At 58.2% G+C, this 18,924-nt stretch carries 17 protein-coding genes and 1 pseudogene; 8 read left to right on the forward strand and 10 right to left on the reverse strand.

Annotated elements, in window-relative coordinates; genetic code table 11:
- Positions 1 to 2 precede the first annotated feature (2 nt).
- Both ACQZ63_RS01315 and sseA read left to right on the forward strand, forming a co-directional pair.
- The gene (locus ACQZ63_RS01315) at positions 3 to 740 is read left to right on the forward strand and encodes an alanyl-tRNA editing protein (protein WP_097102255.1); all 738 of its coding nucleotides are present in this window, start codon (positions 3 to 5) and stop codon (positions 738 to 740) included.
- A gap of 16 nt (positions 741 to 756) precedes the next feature.
- Positions 757 to 2,178 carry a 3-mercaptopyruvate sulfurtransferase gene (sseA, locus tag ACQZ63_RS01320; RefSeq protein ID WP_025593211.1) on the forward strand — a complete coding sequence of 474 codons (1,422 nt, stop codon included), beginning with the start codon at positions 757 to 759 and terminating at the stop codon, positions 2,176 to 2,178.
- A 138-nt stretch (positions 2,179 to 2,316) separates the two neighbouring features.
- On the opposite strand, the pseudogene ACQZ63_RS01325 reads toward sseA, so the two are convergent.
- A pseudogene (locus ACQZ63_RS01325) lies at positions 2,317 to 2,960 on the reverse strand (dihydrofolate reductase family protein).
- A gap of 54 nt (positions 2,961 to 3,014) precedes the next feature.
- Positions 3,015 to 3,899, reverse strand: coding sequence for a DUF4344 domain-containing metallopeptidase (locus tag ACQZ63_RS01330; RefSeq protein ID WP_113555868.1), 885 nt, complete (start codon positions 3,897 to 3,899; stop codon positions 3,015 to 3,017).
- A gap of 162 nt (positions 3,900 to 4,061) precedes the next feature.
- Here ACQZ63_RS01330 and ACQZ63_RS01335 point away from each other — a divergent pair, with 162 nt between their 5' ends.
- The 3 genes from ACQZ63_RS01335 (at position 4,062) to ACQZ63_RS01345 (ending at position 7,166) form a co-directional block, all read left to right on the forward strand.
- Entirely contained in the window at positions 4,062 to 4,529 is a 468-nt protein-coding gene (locus ACQZ63_RS01335) for a DUF1203 domain-containing protein (protein WP_065704737.1), read from the forward strand.
- A 98-nt stretch (positions 4,530 to 4,627) separates the two neighbouring features.
- Positions 4,628 to 4,963, forward strand: coding sequence for a PilZ domain-containing protein (locus ACQZ63_RS01340; RefSeq protein WP_003512551.1), 336 nt, complete (start codon positions 4,628 to 4,630; stop codon positions 4,961 to 4,963).
- A 214-nt stretch (positions 4,964 to 5,177) separates the two neighbouring features.
- A complete protein-coding gene (locus ACQZ63_RS01345) occupies positions 5,178 to 7,166 on the forward strand; it encodes a bifunctional 2',3'-cyclic-nucleotide 2'-phosphodiesterase/3'-nucleotidase (RefSeq protein WP_003512549.1) in 1,989 nt (662 codons plus the stop codon).
- Between the two features lie 45 nt (positions 7,167 to 7,211).
- Here ACQZ63_RS01345 and ACQZ63_RS01350 read toward each other — a convergent pair whose 3' ends face one another.
- Together ACQZ63_RS01350 and ACQZ63_RS01355 are read right to left on the reverse strand one after the other, a co-directional pair.
- Positions 7,212 to 7,763, reverse strand: coding sequence for a DUF2087 domain-containing protein (locus ACQZ63_RS01350; protein WP_113555869.1), 552 nt, complete (start codon positions 7,761 to 7,763; stop codon positions 7,212 to 7,214).
- Between the two features lie 200 nt (positions 7,764 to 7,963).
- Positions 7,964 to 8,932 carry a LysR family transcriptional regulator gene (locus ACQZ63_RS01355; RefSeq protein ID WP_038490657.1) on the reverse strand — a complete coding sequence of 323 codons (969 nt, stop codon included), beginning with the start codon at positions 8,930 to 8,932 and terminating at the stop codon, positions 7,964 to 7,966.
- A 149-nt stretch (positions 8,933 to 9,081) separates the two neighbouring features.
- Here ACQZ63_RS01355 and ACQZ63_RS01360 point away from each other — a divergent pair, with 149 nt between their 5' ends.
- On the forward strand, positions 9,082 to 9,699 hold the full coding sequence (locus ACQZ63_RS01360; protein ID WP_003512545.1) for an FMN-dependent NADH-azoreductase: 618 nt from the start codon (positions 9,082 to 9,084) through the stop codon (positions 9,697 to 9,699).
- Positions 9,700 to 9,741: 42 nt separating this feature from the next.
- Here the strand turns inward: ACQZ63_RS01360 and ACQZ63_RS01365 are convergent, their stop codons facing one another.
- From ACQZ63_RS01365 to ilvA, 3 genes are all read right to left on the reverse strand, one after another.
- On the reverse strand, positions 9,742 to 11,007 hold the full coding sequence (locus ACQZ63_RS01365) for a GGDEF domain-containing protein (protein ID WP_113556013.1): 1,266 nt from the start codon (positions 11,005 to 11,007) through the stop codon (positions 9,742 to 9,744).
- Between the two features lie 117 nt (positions 11,008 to 11,124).
- The gene (locus tag ACQZ63_RS01370) at positions 11,125 to 11,433 is read right to left on the reverse strand and encodes an HlyU family transcriptional regulator (protein WP_013635901.1); all 309 of its coding nucleotides are present in this window, start codon (positions 11,431 to 11,433) and stop codon (positions 11,125 to 11,127) included.
- A 76-nt stretch (positions 11,434 to 11,509) separates the two neighbouring features.
- A complete protein-coding gene (gene ilvA / locus ACQZ63_RS01375; protein ID WP_029658759.1) occupies positions 11,510 to 12,784 on the reverse strand; it encodes a threonine ammonia-lyase in 1,275 nt (424 codons plus the stop codon).
- Between the two features lie 79 nt (positions 12,785 to 12,863).
- Between ilvA and ACQZ63_RS01380 the strand changes: the two genes are divergently transcribed.
- Positions 12,864 to 14,321 (forward strand): TrkH family potassium uptake protein, encoded by a 1,458-nt coding sequence (locus ACQZ63_RS01380; protein WP_003512541.1) that lies wholly within the window; start codon positions 12,864 to 12,866, stop codon positions 14,319 to 14,321.
- Between the two features lie 107 nt (positions 14,322 to 14,428).
- The gene (locus ACQZ63_RS01385) at positions 14,429 to 14,683 is read left to right on the forward strand and encodes a heavy-metal-associated domain-containing protein (RefSeq protein WP_003496638.1); all 255 of its coding nucleotides are present in this window, start codon (positions 14,429 to 14,431) and stop codon (positions 14,681 to 14,683) included.
- A 391-nt stretch (positions 14,684 to 15,074) separates the two neighbouring features.
- Here the strand turns inward: ACQZ63_RS01385 and ACQZ63_RS01390 are convergent, their stop codons facing one another.
- The 3 genes from ACQZ63_RS01390 to ACQZ63_RS01400 all read right to left on the reverse strand — a co-directional run bounded on the left by ACQZ63_RS01390 (position 15,075) and on the right by ACQZ63_RS01400 (position 18,895).
- Entirely contained in the window at positions 15,075 to 16,568 is a 1,494-nt protein-coding gene (locus ACQZ63_RS01390; RefSeq protein WP_003512540.1) for an ABC transporter substrate-binding protein, read from the reverse strand.
- A 239-nt stretch (positions 16,569 to 16,807) separates the two neighbouring features.
- Positions 16,808 to 17,818 carry an ABC transporter ATP-binding protein gene (locus ACQZ63_RS01395; protein ID WP_113555870.1) on the reverse strand — a complete coding sequence of 337 codons (1,011 nt, stop codon included), beginning with the start codon at positions 17,816 to 17,818 and terminating at the stop codon, positions 16,808 to 16,810.
- 12 nt (positions 17,819 to 17,830) lie between these two features.
- Positions 17,831 to 18,895, reverse strand: a complete 1,065-nt coding sequence (locus tag ACQZ63_RS01400; protein ID WP_113555871.1) for an ABC transporter ATP-binding protein — start codon at positions 18,893 to 18,895, stop codon at positions 17,831 to 17,833.
- Positions 18,896 to 18,924 lie beyond the last annotated feature (29 nt).

Below are 18,924 nucleotides of genomic sequence, written 5' to 3' on the forward strand. Positions count from 1 at the left end.
AAATGCCTGTGAATGCCCTGTTCCGTGACGATTTTTATCTTTCCACCGCAGAAGCGATCGTCACGGCGGTGCATGAGGATGGCGGCATCGAGCTCGACCAGACCTGCTTTTACGCCACGTCCGGCGGCCAGCCGGGCGACAGCGGCTTTCTCGAGCGGGCCGATGGTTCGCGCATCGAACTCGGCATTACCAAAAATGGCTCCGACAAGAGCGTTATCATCCATGTGCCGCTGGAAGGTCAGCCTTCCCCTGAGGTCGGTGAAAAACTGACCCTGCACGTAGACTGGCCGCGCCGTTACAAGCTGATGCGCATGCACACTGCCTGCCATCTGCTATCCGTCGTCTGCCAGTGGCCAATCACCGGTGCTGCCGTCGGCGAAGACGAATCGCGCGTCGATTTCGACATGTCGGAAACCATCGACAAGGATGAAGTGACGGCAAAGCTGATGGAACTGGTGAAAGCCAACCATCCCGTTTTCCTGCAATGGATTACCGACGAAGAACTTCAGGCCAATCCGGGCATCGTCAAATCCAAGAATGTGCGCCCGCCAATCGGCCTTGGCCGGGTCAGCCTTGTCTGCATCGGCGAAAACTCTACCATCGACAGCCAGCCCTGCGGCGGCACCCATGTTTCCGAAACGCAGGAAGTGGGCGATATTCACATTGCCAAGATAGAAAAGAAGGGCAAGGAGAACAGGCGGTTCCGCATTCGTTTCGGCACGCCTGAAGCTGCTGCCTGAAATCAGGAGAGACATCGTGAGCACGGATAAGAGCCGTTTCGTCGTTTCGGCGGACTGGGTAGAAAAGCAGCTCGGCACGGCCGGGTTTCGTCTCGTTGATGCCTCGTGGTATCTGCCGGCGCATAAACGCAACGGTGCGGAAGAATTTGCGGCGGGTCACCTGCCCGGTGCCGTGTTCTTCGATCAGGACAAGATCGCCGATCATGCAACCGGATTGCCGCATTCCCTGCCCTCGCCGGAGTTCTTTGCTGAACAGGCGGGAGAGCTTGGCCTCAGCGACACTGATACCATCGTGGTCTATGACGGCCCCGGTTTCTTTTCCGCACCGCGCGTGTGGTGGATGCTGCGGGTGATGGGCGTGCGCAAGGCCTACGTGCTGGATGGCGGTCTTGACGGCTGGAAGCGCGAAGGCCGGCCGCTAGAAACCGGCACGCCGGAAATCGAGCCTGCCACCTTCACACCCGATTTCAACGAAAAGCGCGTGACCTCGCTATCGACCATGCGCGGCATCGTTGACAGTGGCGAAAAGCAGATTGCCGATGCCCGCGGCGCGGGACGTTTCACCGGCGACGAGGCCGAGCCGCGTGCCGGCATGCGTTCGGGCCATATGCCTGGTGCTCGTAGCCTGCCCGCCACCGCATTTTCCGAGAACGGCCACTTCAAGGACCTCACCGCCATCCGCAAGATGGTGGCGGATGCCGGTATCGATCTTGGCAAGCCTGTGGTGACGAGCTGCGGCTCGGGCGTTACCGCCGCCGTCATTACGCTGGCGCTGGAATCGCTCGGCCACCAGGATAATTCGCTCTATGACGGTTCGTGGTCGGAATGGGGTGGACTGGAAGACACGCCTGTTGTCACCGGCCCTGCCGAACCTCTTCCCGTGGTGTCACATGGGCCGTTGAAGGCGCATGTCACGCAGCTTGAAATGACGGCGCCGCCGAAGGTCAGCCTTGCTATCCCCGTCAACATCCAGACGGCACTGATGCGGGTCACCGATATTCCCTTGCACTTCTACCGCTACATGTACTGGCGGGTGGGAAAACGTTGGCACTGGCAGAAACGCATGCGCATGAGCGATGCGGAACTGTCCGCCGTCCTCAAGGACCCGAAGAACAGCGTCACCGTCCTTTATATGAATGGTGCACCCGCCGGTTTCTTCGAGCTGAACAAGGCAAGCGACGAGGTAACCGAGCTTTCCTATTTCGGGCTTCTCGAAGAGGCAATCGGTGCTGGCGTCGGCAAGTGGTTCCTGTTGCAGGCGCTTTACGCCGCCTGGCAGGACAATCCGAAGCGCGTGACGGTGACCACCAACACGCTTGACCATCCCCGCGCGCTGCAACTCTACCAGATGATGGGATTTTCTCCTGTTGGTACCTATGAGGCCTGGGTAGAGCCGCTGTCCGATACGGAGCTTCTGGAAATCTCGCTGCGCAACTGAGTTCGTCACGTCGGGGATGGCCCGCGCTATTCCCCGACTGTAGAGCACATCCGACTACTCCTCCCTCATTCCTGTGCTTGTCACAGGAATGAGGGAGTGGGAGGCAACCGCACATGAAACCATTGTGCAGTTTGCGACTCAGGCTTTATCGATAATCAAATGGGTAGCGCCCTCGCCCGCCGAGGTCCCGGTGCAGCGATAACCAAGCGCAGGCAAATCCAGCCCCTCGAAGAGGTTTTCGCCCTTGCCGAGAAAGACCGGGGCCAGCGCCAGATGCAGTTCGTCGATCATGCTTCCGGCCATATATTGCCGAATGGTCGAAACGCCGCCGCCGATCCGGACGTCCCTGCCGTTTGCCGCCTCCAACGCCATGTCGAGGGCGGCCTTGATGCCCGTGTTAACGAAATGAAACACGGTGCCGCCCTTCATCGCAAAGGAGGCGCGCGCATGGTGCGTCAGCACGAAAACCGGCACGTGATAAGGCGGCTCTTCCCCCACCAGCCCTTCCAGTGTTCATCCGGCCAGGCACCGCGGATAGGGCCGAACATGTTGCGGCCCAAGATCCAGGCGCCGATATTTTCGAAACTTTTCTCGGAAAACTGCTCGTCCGTGCCGGTCGAGCCGCCTTGCTTGCCGAACATGCGGTGAAAGGTGCGGGTCTTGAACGCCCATTGATGCAGGGTTTCGCCATTCACACCCAGCGGGTTCTGAAGACTTTGATCCGGCCCGGCACCGTATCCGTCAATCGAAATGGCGAAATTTCGAACGACAACCTTCGGCATGGCAATATCCTCCCGTTTCAAGAGGACAGGTTGCCGTGCATCCGGTAACTGGCCTCAGATTTCTCTTTCCAGAGTAACGGCCGTCGGGCTATGCCCGCCGGCGGAACCTTTGTCTTCGGTAACGCTGTTGAGGAGATGATCGGCAATCAGCTCCGCCTGGAATTTACCCAGCTCGTAGCAATAGGTGATCTCACGTTTTTCGGCCGACCAGTAGACATCGGGACGCCCGCAGGACTTCGCCGTCAACTTGACCTCGCCTTTCAAGCCGTAAACGCCGAAACTGCGGCTGATAAGATCGAGAACCTTCGATTCCTTGACCATGATGGCGTAAGGTTCCAGCTCCGGATCGCGCGGCGGCACGTAGCTCACAGTAAATCTGGATGGTGTCTGCGTGCGGTGGGGCGTCAGAAAATCCTCCCACGCCGATGCGATACGCGGATAGGCGGCGCCACATTTGGCAAATTCGTCATTGGCAAGCCCCATCATGGTGGCAAGATCGCCATAGCCGTCCTTGTCGCGGCCGACCATCAGGCAGGCCATGTTGCGATCGCGGCTCCTGTCGGGAACAAGCGCCGAAAACACCGGTGCTTCGTGCTCGGGCAAAGCCTCCGTCTCGCGCGCCAGATACCAGCTGTCGGTAGCGTTGACGAGTGCGGTATCAAGCCATTCCTCGTTGGCCTGCAGGATGAGCGTGCCCGCCAGCTGATCGGCAGGTGCTTGCGCGCTGCCGGTCTCCGGCGCGCCGAAATCCGAGATCAGCATGCGTGCACCCTCGTGATAAAGCGAGAAGATCGCATTGCCGATGACGAAATTGACCGCCTGTTGGAGCTGATCGTCGGACAGGCCATCGAGACCGGAGGCGACCTGCGCCTGCGTGTCGATCGGAACCGTCAAAGAAACGAAAGCCAGCGGAACGGCGGCCAGAAAACGACGGAACATAAAATCAGACCTTCCGGGATCGAGGAGCGCCACTGATTCCCGATGCTAACGAGTCACGCAATGGGCTGGTTGCATCACCCGTCAAGAATCGGGTGGATAGAGGTCTGTTTCGGGATCATAGCTGCAAAGAAGCAACGCCGATCCCAACAGAAGGACCTCGCCATGACCGATCTCGTCTTTACAGCAATGCCGGCTAAGGAAGCTGAGGCTTTCCGGGCGGGAGCCGCCGACGCCTATGGCAACCCGCCGGAAAAGGCCGTTTCTCCAGGCGGCATGCCGTGCCGCCATTGCCTTTCCCAGATTAATGAAGGCGAAGGAATGCTGATCCTCGCCTACCGGCCCTTCCCTTCGCTCCAGCCCTATGCGGAAACGGGGCCAGTCTTTCTTCACGCTGAGGCCTGTGAGCACTATCCGCAGACGGATGCCCTTCCCCCGATGCTTAACAGCCCCGATTATATCGTTCGCGGCTATGGCACTGACGACCGCATCGTCTACGGCACCGGAGCGGTGACGGCGACGGACGAAATCCTTTCACGCGCAGCGCATCTTCTGGAGCGGGCAGACGTCGCTTATGTGCATGTGCGCTCCGCCCGCAACAATTGCTATCAGTGCCGTATCGACAAAGCATAATCGCGCGATTACTTGCAATTTTAAGCAAACGGCTAAACGGCTCTCAAACTTTCTACGTCATGATGAAAGCATCGGAAACAATTGATTTGAGTAGCGAAATGACAAACAACCTCAATATGGCGACCCGCACTGCGACCCGTAGCAAGACCCGGATCTACGCGACCGTGCACTATTTCAGCCAGTCGACCCGAGGCCGCGTGGTGGACCTGTCCGCCACCGGCATGGCGCTCGAACTGGACGGACCTTTCGCTGCCGCCAAGGGAAGCCGAGTGAAGGTGCAGAGTGAAGATCTGGGTTTCATCGAGGGTGTCGTGCAATGGCAGCACATGAACCGGCTCGGCCTGCAACTCAAACTTTCCACCAACACGCTGGCACAGCTGTCGTCTTATTTCCGCTTCTTCCACGAAGAAGTAAAACCGACTCTCGCCCGCTAAGCAGACGTTTCCGACAAGGGGAATGCGCAGGCCGGACAAAGCGCATTCCCGAAGCGCACCATGCGCGCGCGGCCACCTTGTGACAAAAAATTTATCAAACGGTTGAAAACTGGCCCGTCCGTCACGGGCTTGTCATTTTGATGATGGACTCCTCGGGGATTGCTTCTACCTTGTCGTTTTCCTGACAGAGCAAGCTTCATACGAAGGAGTTCCCATGTCGTCGCTTCTCGCTCTCCACCCCATCACTCGCCGTTCGCTTCTGGGTGGCATCGCCGCCTCTTCGGCTCTGGTGCTGTTGCATCCCTTCGCCGCGCGCGCCGCAGCCAACCAGGCGCATCTGCGCATCATGGAAACGACTGACATCCACGTTCACGTCTTTCCCTATGATTATTACGCCGACAAACCGAACGACACGATGGGTCTGGCGCGCACCGCTTCGATCATCGGCGCCATCCGTGCCGAGGCCGGAAACTCGATGCTGGTGGATAATGGCGACTTCCTGCAGGGCAACCCGCTCGGCGATTACATCGCCTATGAGCGCGGCATGAAGGCCGGCGACAAGCATCCCGTCATCAACGCCATGAATGTCCTTGGCTATGATTGTGGCACGCTTGGAAACCACGAATTCAATTACGGCCTCGACTATATGTCCAATACGCTGGCGGGCGCCGGTTTCCCTTATGTCTGCGCCAATCTCACCAAGGGTCAGCTGGCTTCCGATCCCAAGCAGGATGAGCTGTTCTTCAAGCCTTACGTGATCCTCGAGAAACAGATCCGCGATGGTGCAGGCGTAACGAGTCCGGTCAAGGTCGGTATCATCGGTTTCGTGCCGCCGCAGATCATGATGTGGGATTCCAAGAATCTGGAGGGCAAGGCCCAGACGCGCGATATCGTCGAGGCGGCTAAAGCCTGGGTTCCGGTCATGAAGGAAGAAGGTGCCGATATCGTCATCGCGCTTTCCCATTCCGGCATCGATGGCAAGGGCCAGACCGATCGCATGGAAAACGCCTCGCTTTATCTGGCGGGCGTGGAAGGCATTGACGCCATCTTCACTGGTCACCAGCATCTGGTCTTCCCCGGTCCGAAGACATGGGACGGCATCGAGGGTGCGGATGCGGTAAAGGGTACGCTGATGGGCAAGCCGGCCGTGATGGCCGGTTTCTGGGGCTCGCATATGGGCCTCATTGACCTTCTGCTCGAAAAGGACGGCAAAAGCTGGAAGATCGTCGATTTCACCTCCGAGGCTCGGCCGATCTACCACCGCGACGACAATCGCAAGGTCGTTGCAGATGTCACGGACAAACCGGAGGTCATAGCCGCCGCCAAGGCAGATCACGAAGCGGCGCTCGCCTATGTGCGTCGCCCGGTCGGCAAGACGTCGGCGCCACTCTATTCCTACTTCGCGCTGGTGGCCGACGACCCGTCCGTGCAGATCGTCTCCAATGCCCAGACGTGGTACATCAAGGACATGCTGAAGGAAGGGCAATATAAGGATCTGCCCGTGCTTTCGGCAGCAGCGCCATTCAAGTCTGGCGGTCGCGGTGGTGCGGATTATTACACCGATGTCCCTGCCGGTGACATCGCCATCAAGAACGTCGCCGATCTCTACCTCTACCCCAACACGGTGCAGGCGGTACTGATCAACGGTGCGCAGGTGAAGAACTGGCTGGAAATGTCCGCCGGCATGTTCAACACGGTCGAGGCCGGCGCAAAGGATGCGCCGCTCCTAAACGCGGATTTCCCGTCCTATAATTTCGACGTCATCGACGGTGTCACCTACCAGATCGACATTTCCAAACCGGCAAAGTTCGACAAGGACGGCAAGGCCGTCAATCCCGACAGCAACCGCATCGTCAATCTGCAATTCGATGGCAAGCCGATCGACCCCGAGCAGAAATTCGTGGTGGCGACCAACAATTACCGTGCAAGCGGCGGCGGAAAATTCCCCGATATCGCCGCCGACAAGGTGATCTTCGTGGCGCCCGACACCAACCGCGACGTGATCGTGCGCTATATCATCGATCAGGGCACCATTAACCCGTCGGCGGATGCCAACTGGTCCTTCGCCCCAGTTGCCAATACGACCGCCATCTTCGAGACTGGTCCGAAGGGTCGCAATTACGCGGCTGACATCAAGGGCGCAAAAATCGAGGATGCCGGCGACGGCGCCGAAGGTTTCGCAAAGTTCCGCCTCGTTCTCTAGAGCTTGCAGCCCTCCCGGCGTTTCATCGGCCGGGAGGGCATTTACTCAATTGCGGCCACTGACGATACGCAACAACAGTGGCAGTTCCGGCGGTGGCTTCTGCTCGATGCGTTGATAGTCGCTGCCATCGCGGTTACGGCGGATGAGCCGGAGACCCGCCATGTCACGCCGCAGCATCGCGGCATCTCCAAACAGGTGCAGACCATCGAGAAAGCTGCTGAATTCGCGCTCTGAGAAACTGCGACCGGCTGGGATTCTTGTCCACAGATACCAGAGGCACAGTTCCTGCTGGGAGCGGCGGGCCGGCCACTGCACCAATCTACCGGCAGCATCGAAAGTTCGCGCGGTCTTCAGCACCCTGCCCTCATTGGCAGGCATTGTCTCCGGTCGTGTCTGCGGTGGCGGCAAGCCACTTGCTACGGGTGGCGTGCGCGCGGCGCGCAGATGCTGAAAGTTGCGAAACCCGGCAGCCCGGCTCAGGAGATTGAGCATCTCCACATGGCTTGGCTGGCGGTCCAGCCTGCCGATTTGTTCGCGTAGCGATTTGGCAAAGGTGGAGAGGTCGGCGATATCAATGGAAAAGATCGAACGTGGCATGACTTACCCTCGAGTGCCATTCCGAAGAGGTGTCGCTGATCGCCGGCTTCCGACTAGACACGGGATAATTGCTGTCAATCTTTCAAAATGCAGGTTTAGCTTCCCTTGCGGGACGGCGATGCCTCGGTGAACTGCTGACCGTGTTTCCTGTATAAGGCAGGCCATTCACCTTCGTCAATTGGTCACTCAGTCAACCCATGTCACTCGGCGGCGACAGAAATAGTCCGCTGTTTGCTTCCGGCAATTATCCTGTTGAAATCCTTCTGGTTCGGGCATGCCGACAGACGCTGCTGAAAGGCCGTGGCAAGCCACTGGCCAGCGGGACCGGCGGGTGAATCCACCCGGCGCAGCGCAAAGATCGGATATTCGCCCTGCTCATAAGCTTCAAGATCAAGTGCCTTCAGGCTGCCATTGGTCAGGTCGTTGCGCACGATCGATGCGGGCAGACCGCCCCAGCCGAGACCGCCCTTGATGAGCTGGTATTTCGTGGCGATGTCGCTGACCCGCCATGTCTTGTAAGACAGCACGTTGAAATCACGCCCCTTGGTCAGCCCCGACGCATCGGTGACGACGAGCTGGACCTCCTCGCGGACATCGCCCAGAACCAGCGGCCTCTCGATCTGTGCCAGTGGATGATCAGCGGCGACGACCGGCAGCATGAAGGAATGGCCGACCTTTTCGACGACGAGTTCGTCATCCTGGCGCAACAGCGCCCCGCCGATGCCAATCCCAGCCTTGCGGGAGAGCACCATATCCATAACCATGCCCAACTCACCCACATTAAGACTGAGGGTAACGGTGGGGAATTCCTTTCGAAAATCGCGAAGCACCGCAACGACGGCTTCCGCCGGCACCATGGTGCTGATGGCGACAGAAAGCTCGGCCTCCAGCCCCTGCTTCAAACCCTTGGCGCGCGCACGCATTTCCTGCAGACCGGCCACGATGCGCCTTGCATCTTCCAGCATGGCGCGACCCTCGTCCGTCAATCGAGGCTGGCGTACGCCATTGCGTTCGAACAGGCTGACTTCAAGCTGCGCCTCGAGATTGGCGATGGTGTAGCTGACAACAGACTGGGCGCGATTGAGCGCCCGTGACGCGGCAGAGAAACTTCCGGTTTCGGCAACCGTCAAAAACACCTGCAATTGGTCGAGCGTCGGGTTCGCGTCCATGTTCCATCCATTTCATCGATAGGTCGCTTCCACATTATCACAGTTTTCTTGATGGCATCAATTGGTCATATAGGGGGCAAAGGAAGGGCATCGTGCTCTCCCGCCCTCCCAAGGCGCCCGTCAATTCATCGCTTATGCAAGGAAAGACCATGTCCAACATTCTGCTCATCACCTCCAGCCCGCGTGGCGACGAGTCGGTTTCCAACAAGTTTTCCGGCGAACTCGCAAACAAGCTGAAGGCCAAGTCGGCATCCAATACCCTTGTCCACCGCGATCTTGCTGCCGACCCCATTCCGCATCTCGACACCGTCAAGACCGCTGCGATCCGCAAGGCTCCAGACCAGCGCACGGCTGAAGAAGCGGTTGCAGCCGATTATTCCGACAAGCTGGTTGCAGAGCTTATGGCCGCCGACACTGTCGTCATCGGCACCGGCCTCATCAACTTCAATATCTATTCCGGCCTGAAGTCGTGGATCGACAACGTCGCCCGCGCTGGCCAGACCTTCAAGTACACCGAAACCGGCCCGGTTGGTCTTGCCACCGGCAAGAAGGTCTACATCGTGCTGGCCGCCGCCGGCGTTTATTCCGAAGGCCCGGCTGTGTCGATGAACCACGCCGTTCCCTACCTCAAGACCGTTCTTGGCTTCATGGGCATGACGGACGTTGAAGTGATCTATGTCGAAGGTCTGGCATTTGGCCCGGAAGCCGTTGAGAAAGCCGTTGCGGCAGCCGAAGCAAAGGTTGCCGAACTCGCGCAGGCCGCCTGAGGCGCCATTTGACACGTGGTGATGCCGGCTCGATTGCCGGTATCAGCCGACCCACATTCCGTAACGGCCGTGCACCTGATCGCGGCCGTTATTTTTTGCCGCATAGAGCCGCGCATCTGCTTCCGATAGCAGCGCGCGGAAAAGCTGCCCGTCCTCGAAAGCCGTGGCGACGCCGATGCTGACAGTCAGCGGCGAACCGTCTGGCCGTTGCAGATCCTTCAATATCGCCGTCCGCAGACCTGCTGAAAAGGCAAGTGCCCCCTCATGGGTCATCGTCGGCAACAGGACCACGAACTCCTCGCCGCCGAACCGGTAGAGATGGCCGTGCGGTTGCACGATGCGTTTCAGAACGGCGGCGAATTCCCGCAACATCTCATCGCCCTGCAAATGCCCAAAGGTATCGTTGACGGTCTTGAAGTGATCGATATCGACGATCAGCACGCTGACGGGACGTTTCTTTTCCAGACATTCCACGACGACGGACGGCGCATCGAGTTCCATGCGGGCGCGGTCAGACACACCGGTCAGCATGTCGCGGCCAGACCGGGACAGAAGCTCCTCGTAGCGCTCCCTGAATGTGAGGTCGTTGAAGACATCGGCAACGCTGCGGCGCGTCAGGAAGCGGCCTTTCGCCGCCGTCAGCTTCAGATAAATGGCAAAGAGCAGAGCATAGATGGCAACGGCCACCATCTTCGCTTTCCAGCCATCGTAAAAGACATCGACCGGCGCGTTCAGCATATATCGCAACGCCGCGTAAAAGCCTGCCTGATCCAGGCTCAAAATCACCACGCCACAGATTGCGAAGCGCAGGACAATAAGGCGCTGCAAATAGCGTCCCAGCTTTTCGTAAAACAGGATGATGGCGATGGCGTCGATATAAAGCAGGCTGGTTCCCCAGACCATCAGCACGCCCATCTCATCCAGAAATCCGGTATCTACCGACTGTCCGGGGACAATTGCCACCGTCGGATGGAAGCGGATGATCTGCACCATGATGATGGTGAGTATATTGCCGAGAAACAGGCCGTAGATCGGCTGGCGGACGACTGCCGCATCCTCGCGCATATAGAGCATGAGGATCATCATCAGTTTGCCGGCAAAAAGGATCGAGGAGCCGGGTGATACCACGCCAAATGGCAGCTCGACGTAAAAGACCGCCGCCAGATAGGTTTCCAGGAAATGCATGACACCCAGCGCGGTGAGAAAAACACCGATGCCGAGAATATGCCGGTAATGAAGGAATGCCGTCATTACCGAAAAATAGACGATGGCTTCCGCCACGAAGAGGGCCAGATTTGCCCATTGCATCGGCATACGCCCTATCGATCCACATCGCGCCGGTTCATCGGCGCGACTTCATGCCCTCTGAAGACGATAGGCCGAAGCAACCAACGGAATCTTAATGTCCAGCAGAAGAAACCGCCATCATTTTCCTGGGAAAAGCGATGCACCGTTCTGGTCGATGATCAGCTTTGCCTTACGGATGGTGAACTCAACCGCATCGTCCATGCTGGTGAAGACATCGGCGCGCACGAATTCATGTACGAGCGTTTCCTCGCCGTCCTTCTTCTCGATGCGGCCCGCCAAACGGAACTGGCCGCCTTCCTTCAGCGGCGTCGCATAGATCAGATAGTCTCCATGCACATGCGGTTCCGACTGCGCTGCCTTCTGCGGCGCATCCGCGGACTGGCCGGAGCCGAAGGCCGAAAGGATTTTGGAAAAAAACGATGCCATGGCTTTCACTCCCTTAATCTGTCTCGCATTTCGAAGGGCGGATATGCTCCGCCCTTCCCCGTCGCTCTTATCCCGATCAGATGATCAGGTTCGACAGGATCTCGTTTTCGGTAATATCCTCATAGCCGAGGCCCGCAGCCTCGAAACGTTCAAGAAGCCCTGCAAAGTTTTCCTGCGCGTTGGTTTCGATGCCGATCAGGATCGAGCCGAAATTGCGGGCCGATTTCTTCAGATACTCGAAACGGGCGATATCGTCGTCCGGGCCAAGCAGATTGAGGAAATCGCGCAGCGCGCCGGGGCGCTGCGGCAGGCGCAGAATGAAGTATTTCTTCACGCCGGTGTAACGCATGGCGCGTTCCTTGACGTCAGGCAGGCGCTCGAAATCGAAATTGCCGCCGGAGACGACGACGATAACCGTCTTGCCTTCCAGTTTCTCGCGGCCGAGCTTCTCCAGTGCGGCAATGGACAGCGCACCCGCTGGCTCCAGCACCACGCCTTCGAGGTTCAGCATCTCGATGATGGTCACGCAGATGGCGTTTTCGGGGATGAGCAAAACCTGCTCGGCCGGAAAATCCTTCAGCGCCTGGAAGTTGAGATCGCCGATGCGGGCAACGGCGGCGCCGTCGACGAAATTGTCGACCTTGGGGAGCGTTACCGCTTCGCCGCGCTCGAGGCTCCTTTTCAAGCTCGGCGCGCCTTCCGGCTCGCAGAACACGAAGTTGCCCTTTTCAACGGTGCCCGCCAGAAAGCCGGTAAGGCCTGCCGAAAGCCCGCCGCCGCCAACCGGCATGACAACCATATCCGGTTTGGTGCCTTCGGGAAGCTGGTCCATGATTTCGGCAGCAACCGTCGCCTGGCCTTCGATGATATCCTGATGGTCGAAGGGCGGCACCATGTAGGCGTCATTGTCTTCGACGTATTTGCGCGCGGCAGCGTAACATTGGTCGAAAATATCGCCCACCAGACGGATGCTGATGAATTCACCACCGAAGATACGGGTCTTGTCGATCTTCTGCTGCGGCGTGGTCACCGGCATGAAAACAACACCGTGAACGCCGAAATGGCGGCAGGCGAAAGCAAAGCCCTGCGCATGGTTGCCGGCAGAAGCACAGACGAAAACCTTGTCCTTGCCAGCCTTCGCAACAGCCTTGCGGAGAAAGTTGAATGCGCCTCTAATCTTGTAGGAACGAACCGGAGACAGATCCTCACGCTTCAGCCAAATCGATGCGCCATACCGACGGCTGAGATGTTCATTCAACTGCAACGGCGTTTCCGGGAATATCTCCCGCACTTCCCGCCGCGCTGCCTCCACAAGCTGCTTGTCCACGATTGTCAATCCATTGAAATTCATAATGGCACCCGCTATGCCATAGGAAGGCGTCAGAGACAAAGACTCATTTTACGCTGCCACGAACCCTGGGTTTCATTTCTTGAACAGCAATCTTCTGCGCTCGGTCATATATGTGGCGTCCATCTTCGGGCTCTATCTCGCGACGGCCATGTTCCTGCCCGCGCTGACGGACCTTTATTACGGCAATGACGACTGGACGGTGTTTGCGCTTTCAGGCTTCATGTGCGGCGGCTTTGCACTTGCCTGTGCGCTGGCCACGCGCGCACCGATCGCGTCCTTCAACAAACGTTTCGGCTTCCTGCTCGTCAACGTGCTCTGGCTTGTATTTTCCATTGTCGGAGCGGTTCCGCTCTATCTGTCCGAGCTTGACCTGACGCCCGGTCAGGCCCTTTTCGAATCGGTCTCGGCCATCACGACGACGGGATCGACCGCGATATCCGGCCTCGATAATGCGCCGCAGGGCATTCTTCTGTGGAGGTCGTTGCTCTGTTGGCTCGGCGGCATCGGTATTGTCGCGCTTGGCCTCTTCATTCTGCCGCTCTTGCGCGTTGGCGGCATGACCTTCTTCCGCATGGAATCGTCCGACACCGGCAATGACCGGCCCTTCGCGCGGCTGGCAAGCTTCACCCGCGCTTTCGTGGCGATCTACATCATCATGACTATCGCCTGCACGGTGGCTTTCGATTTTGCCGGCATGTCGCATTTCGATGCCCTCAACCATGCCATGTCGACGGTTGCGACCGGCGGTTTTTCCACCCACGACGCCTCGTTTGCCTATTTCAACAACACGGCGCTGCTTTGGATTGCCACCATCTTCCTGATCTTCGGCAGCCTGCCCTTCTCGGTGATGATCCTGCTTGCGGTGCGCCGCAGGCTGGAGACGCTGCGCGACCCGCAGATAGCCGTCTTCCTTGGCTATCTCTGCGCGATTTCCATCGCTGTCGGCGTTTATCACCACCTTAGAAACGGCGTGCCGCTGGATACTGCGCTCAGCCACTCCTTCTTCAACATGACATCAATCCTCTCGACCGGTGGCTTTGCGAGCGACGACTACACGCTGTGGGGTCCGTTCGTTGTCGTCGTTGCATTTTTCGCAACCTTCATGGGCGGCTGCTCCGGCTCGACGGCGGGTGGTATCAAGGCCTATCGTTTTCTGATCATGTTCAATGTCGTTCGGGCGGGCCTCAAAAAGCTGATCTATCCGAACGCGGTTTATTCGGTCCGTTACGGGCAGCAGGTGGTCGATCCCGACACGATCCGGACGATCTTCCTTTTCGTCAGCTGTTTCATCGCGCTCTGGATCGCCGGCAGCCTTGCCATGAGCCTGATGGGTTACGATTTCCTGACTGCGACCTCGGGCGTTGCGACCGCACTTGCCAATGTCGGCCCTGGCATCGGCCCGATCATCGGGCCTGTCGGCAATTTCTCCACGATCAGTGATCCGGCGCTCTATCTCCTGTCTGTCCTGATGCTGCTTGGACGTCTTGAAATCCTCACCGTTCTCGTGCTGCTGATGCCGATTTTCTGGCGCAACTAAAATGCCGGTGCGCTTATTTTGGCTGCCTTAATAAAGCGCTTGACCTTCCCACGTTGGAATAGTCCAGGCTCCTGCTGTTACGAGTTCCAACCCAAGGAGAACCGCCTATGTGCACCGCCCACCAGCATCACCCCGAAACCGCTGCCGCACCTGTTGATGCCGACCTTTCTTTCCACGTTGAAGACATGACCTGCGGTCACTGCGCCGGTGTGATCAAGGGCGCAATCGAAAAGACCGTCCCCGGCGCCGCCGTTCATGCTGATCCGGCAAGCCGCACGGTTGTGGTTGGCGGCGTCTCCGACGCGGCACGTATTGCTGAAATCATCACCGCTGCAGGCTATACGCCAGAAGCGCGCGCCTGATTTGACGAGATGCCGGCGGCGGCCTTCATCCCTGCCGCCGGATCGACCTGCCTGCCCCCGCTTCACGCCGAGCTTGCGTGACAGCCGCTGGACGATACCAACGTTCGTCCTTCTCCATACCTCCCGCGGCAAGTGACTCTCCCTTTCGACCGGGGATGACAGTGGAGGTTTTCCCGGTTCCTGAAATTCATATTTTCAACGGCTGCCAAGGTCTGAAAACCTGTCCTTCATCATGCTCGGGCCTGTCCGGGCATCTGATACCTATTGATTTTACGATAGGTGGAAAGATCCTCAGGACGAGGATGACGTTGAGTGTGGGCGATGGCCTGTCAACAGGCAAAACCCGGCTCTTTCGAGCCGGGCCATATCTCGTCAGCAATGTCACATTGGCCTATTTCACTGCCAGATCCTTGGTCATGATAAAGTAGTTGATCGGATGCGGCTTGAAGTTTTCGACCTTGTCCGAATAGGCATCGAAAGCGGTCTCATGGACGAGGTAGACGGTGACGGCTTCGTCGTAAATCCGCTTCGCCGCCTCGGCATAGATGGCGTAACGTTTTGCCGGCTCAGCCGCCATATAGGCAGATTTGATCAGCTTGTCCGTCTCCTCACTGCAATAATGCGAGATGTTGTAGCCGCCTCCGCAGGTATAGTCGGCGTTGAGGAACCCGATCGGTTCTGCAACATCGGTGGCATAACCGCGTGACAGAAGGACCATGTCGAAATTGCCGGACAGGAGATCGGGCTCGATCGCAGTGTAATCAGCAACGCGAACATCGACCTTGATGCCGATTTCCTGCAATTGGGCCTGAATAACGGCGGCAACATCCTTGAGTTCGGTTCTTTCAGTATAGGCCAGAAGTGTCAGCTTGAGGCTGCCGGGGGCAATGCCCGCCTCTTTCAGCAGAGCCTTTGCCTTCTCTACGTCATAAGCGGGCGTGACGTTTTGCGGCACCCACGGCTCTCCCGGTGCGAAGGGCATCGTTGCGGGCTTTACCATGCCTTCATAGATGCTGTCGGCAATACCGGCGGTGTCGATGGCGGCCCGGATCGCCTGCCGAACCTTGATGTCCTTGAACGGCGGCTTCGAATTATTGAGCAGCATTTCCGTAATCCGGGGCACGGTAATTGGCGCAACCTTGACACCCTTCGTGGCTACAATGGTCTTTACCGCCCAAGGTGGAATCACGCGCGAAATCTGCACTTCACCGCTTCTTATCTGGGTGGCGCGGGTATCGGCATCCGGAATAAAGTTCACACGGCCGCCCGAGAGCTTCGGCATACCGTTCCAATAGTCATGGTTCGCCGTCAGTTCCATATATTGGCTGGCATCGACCTTGGTGATCTTGAACGGTCCGGTGCAGGTTCCGATCGGATCGACCTTGCCGTCCTTATAGGCGGATGGCGCGAGGATCGAAGTCGCCGGGCTTGCCATTTGCGCCGGCAGCAGCACCGATGGCTCGATGGTCGTGATCTTCACGATATCGTCGCCACCAACCTCGACGGCAGCGACCAGCTTAGGCGAAAAGGCCCGGGCCGGAACGGGCGCTTTCAGAAGATTGGTGAGCGCATTGACCGCGGCTTTTGCATTAAGCGGCTCGCCGTTCTGGAACTTCACGCCCTTGCGCAACTTGAACTCCCAAACCTTCGGTGAGGTTTGTGTCCAGGATTCGGCCAAGCCCGGCTCCAGTGCGGTGTCATAGCCGACGCGGACCATGCTTTCGAAACACCCTGCGCGCGAACCGAGATAGGCATCGTCGGAAGCCATCTGCCAGCCGGTCTTGACGCCGGTATAATCGTCATAGGTGATCGTTCCGGCCGTTGCCGCTTGCGTTCCAAAAGAGACCACAATGGCGCTTGTCGCCAAAAGTACGTGCTTTATCATTGAATATTCCCCTTTTATTTTTGATGACAACGCTCAAAAGTCAGTCGTCTCACGAGATTTAAGATCTTCATAAAATATATCTCGAAAGACATAAGAATATCCTTCGGACGCTCCACGAACATCCGCTTGAATATCATTCATTTTATGTTTTTATACTCGGAATTTAATTCCGATATTAATTCATAAACGCACAATTCATCTGTTTTTACAGAACCAGAAGACTGTAACTGCGCTGCTCCTCAGCCCCATTCGCGCCAGTGATGGCAACGAGCGAAATGCTCCCCGGCAACGTCTTCCAGAACCGGTTCCTGTTCGCTGCAAATCTGCGTCGCATATTTGCAGCGGGTGTGAAACTTGCAGCCATTTGGAGGATTGAGCGGGCTTGGCAAATCACCATCCAGAAGCATTTCCGGCGCATATAATCCGGTTTCATCCAGCATGGACGAGGCAATCAGAGCCTTCGTATAGGGATGCTTCGGTGCTCTAAAAAGCTCCTCCCGGTCGGCGATTTCAACGATCCGCCCGAGATACATCACCGCGATACGGTCGCAGAGATAACGCACCACGCGCAGGTCATGGGAAATCATCAGCACCGTCAAACCATGACGACGCTTCATGTCCATCAGGAGGTTCAGGATCTGCGTGCGCATGGAGGCGTCGAGCGCCGATGTCGGTTCGTCGCACACAAGGAAGCTTGGATTGAGAAGAAGCGCGCGTCCTATGACCACGCGTTGCAACTGCCCGCCGGAGCACTGGCTCGGATAACGGTCATAATAGGAGGCATCGAGGCCGACCTCCTCCAGCATCTTGAACACGCGCGCGATGCGTTCTTCGCGCGTGCCGATGCCGTGCTGGGCAAGCGGCGCTTCCATGCTTTGCCCTATGCGCATGCGCGGGTCGAGCGCGGAATAGGGATCCTGGAACACCAGTTGCACGACACGGCGCATGCGCCGCAGCGTCTCGCCCTGCATATGCAGAATATCGTGGTCTCCGATGCTGACCTCGCCTTTCGTCGCGTTGGTCAACCGCGTTATCAGCCCGGCGACAGTGCTTTTGCCGCAGCCGGATTCGCCAACGAGACCAAGAACCTCACCCTCGCCGATCGTGAGGGAAACATCGTCCACGGATTTGACCACGCGATTGCCGAAACCCGATATCGGATAATATTTGCACAGGTTGTTTGCGACCACATAGGGCTTGATCTTGCCATCCGCCTGAGGCTGGTTCGGTGTTTTCACTGTCGATAGCATCGCAACCCTCCTTCAGCAGACTGTGTGACTGGCATAGCTGCCGGCATGGTCGTCGTCGACCGCCCAGCACCGCGCCTTGCGGCCTTCCGGCAAGGCATTCAGATTCGGCTCCGTTGCCATGCAACGGCCGCCTATGCCAGCCGACTGTGCAAGCGCGCAGCGGGGATGGAAACGGCAACCGCAGGACATGTCATGGGCCTGCGAGCTGGAGCCGGGGATCGTCAGCAGCTGCCCCTCGCTGTCGGTCGTCAGAAGCGAGCAGCTGATGAGCGCCTTGGTATAGGGATGTTGCGGCGCCTTGAGGATTGCCTGCGTCGGCCCTTCCTCGACAATGCGACCAGCATACATCACCGCAATCCGGTCCGCGAAAGCGGCAACGACCGAGAGGTCATGGGTGATGAGCAGCGTGGCAAGCCGCCGCTTCCGACGCTCATCGTCGAGCAGGCGCAATATTTGTGCCTGGACGGTGACATCGAGTGCCGTCGTCGGTTCATCGGCGATCAGCAGTTGCGGATTGCCGGAGAGTGCCGCAGCAATCATGACGCGCTGCGCCATGCCGCCGGAGAGTTCATGTGCGAAGCATTGCGCCCGCGCCGACGGATCGGGAATTCCAACATCCGAGAGCATGCCGACAACCCGGCCCAGTGCCGCATGCCGGCTCATCTTGCGGTGGACCCACAGTGGCTCGGCGACCTGCGTCCTGACCCGGCTGGTCGGATCGAGCATTGCCTGCGGTTGCTGAAAAAGCATTCCGATATCGGCGCCGCGCAACGCATCAAGCTCGGAGGGCGAGAGAGCGAGAATGTCGCGCCCGGCAAAGGAAATGCGGCCGGAGTTGATTTCAGCGCCGTGCGGCAACAGCCGCATCAGCGACAGAGCCGTCATGCTCTTGCCGGATCCGGATTCGCCGACCAGTGCAACGACCTCTCCGGCATCGACGGAGAGCGTCAGACCGGAGATAACAAACTTGCGGCCATTTGCAGACGGCACCGAAACGTGCAGATCCTCGATTTCCAGAAGCGATGTCCGCTCCGGGGCGATGGCCGTATTGGCATGCGTGTGTCCTTCGATATTCATAAGAGTTCCCCTTATTATTATTGCATCGG

It is taken from the genome of Agrobacterium sp. CG160-95 (assembly GCF_053521725.1).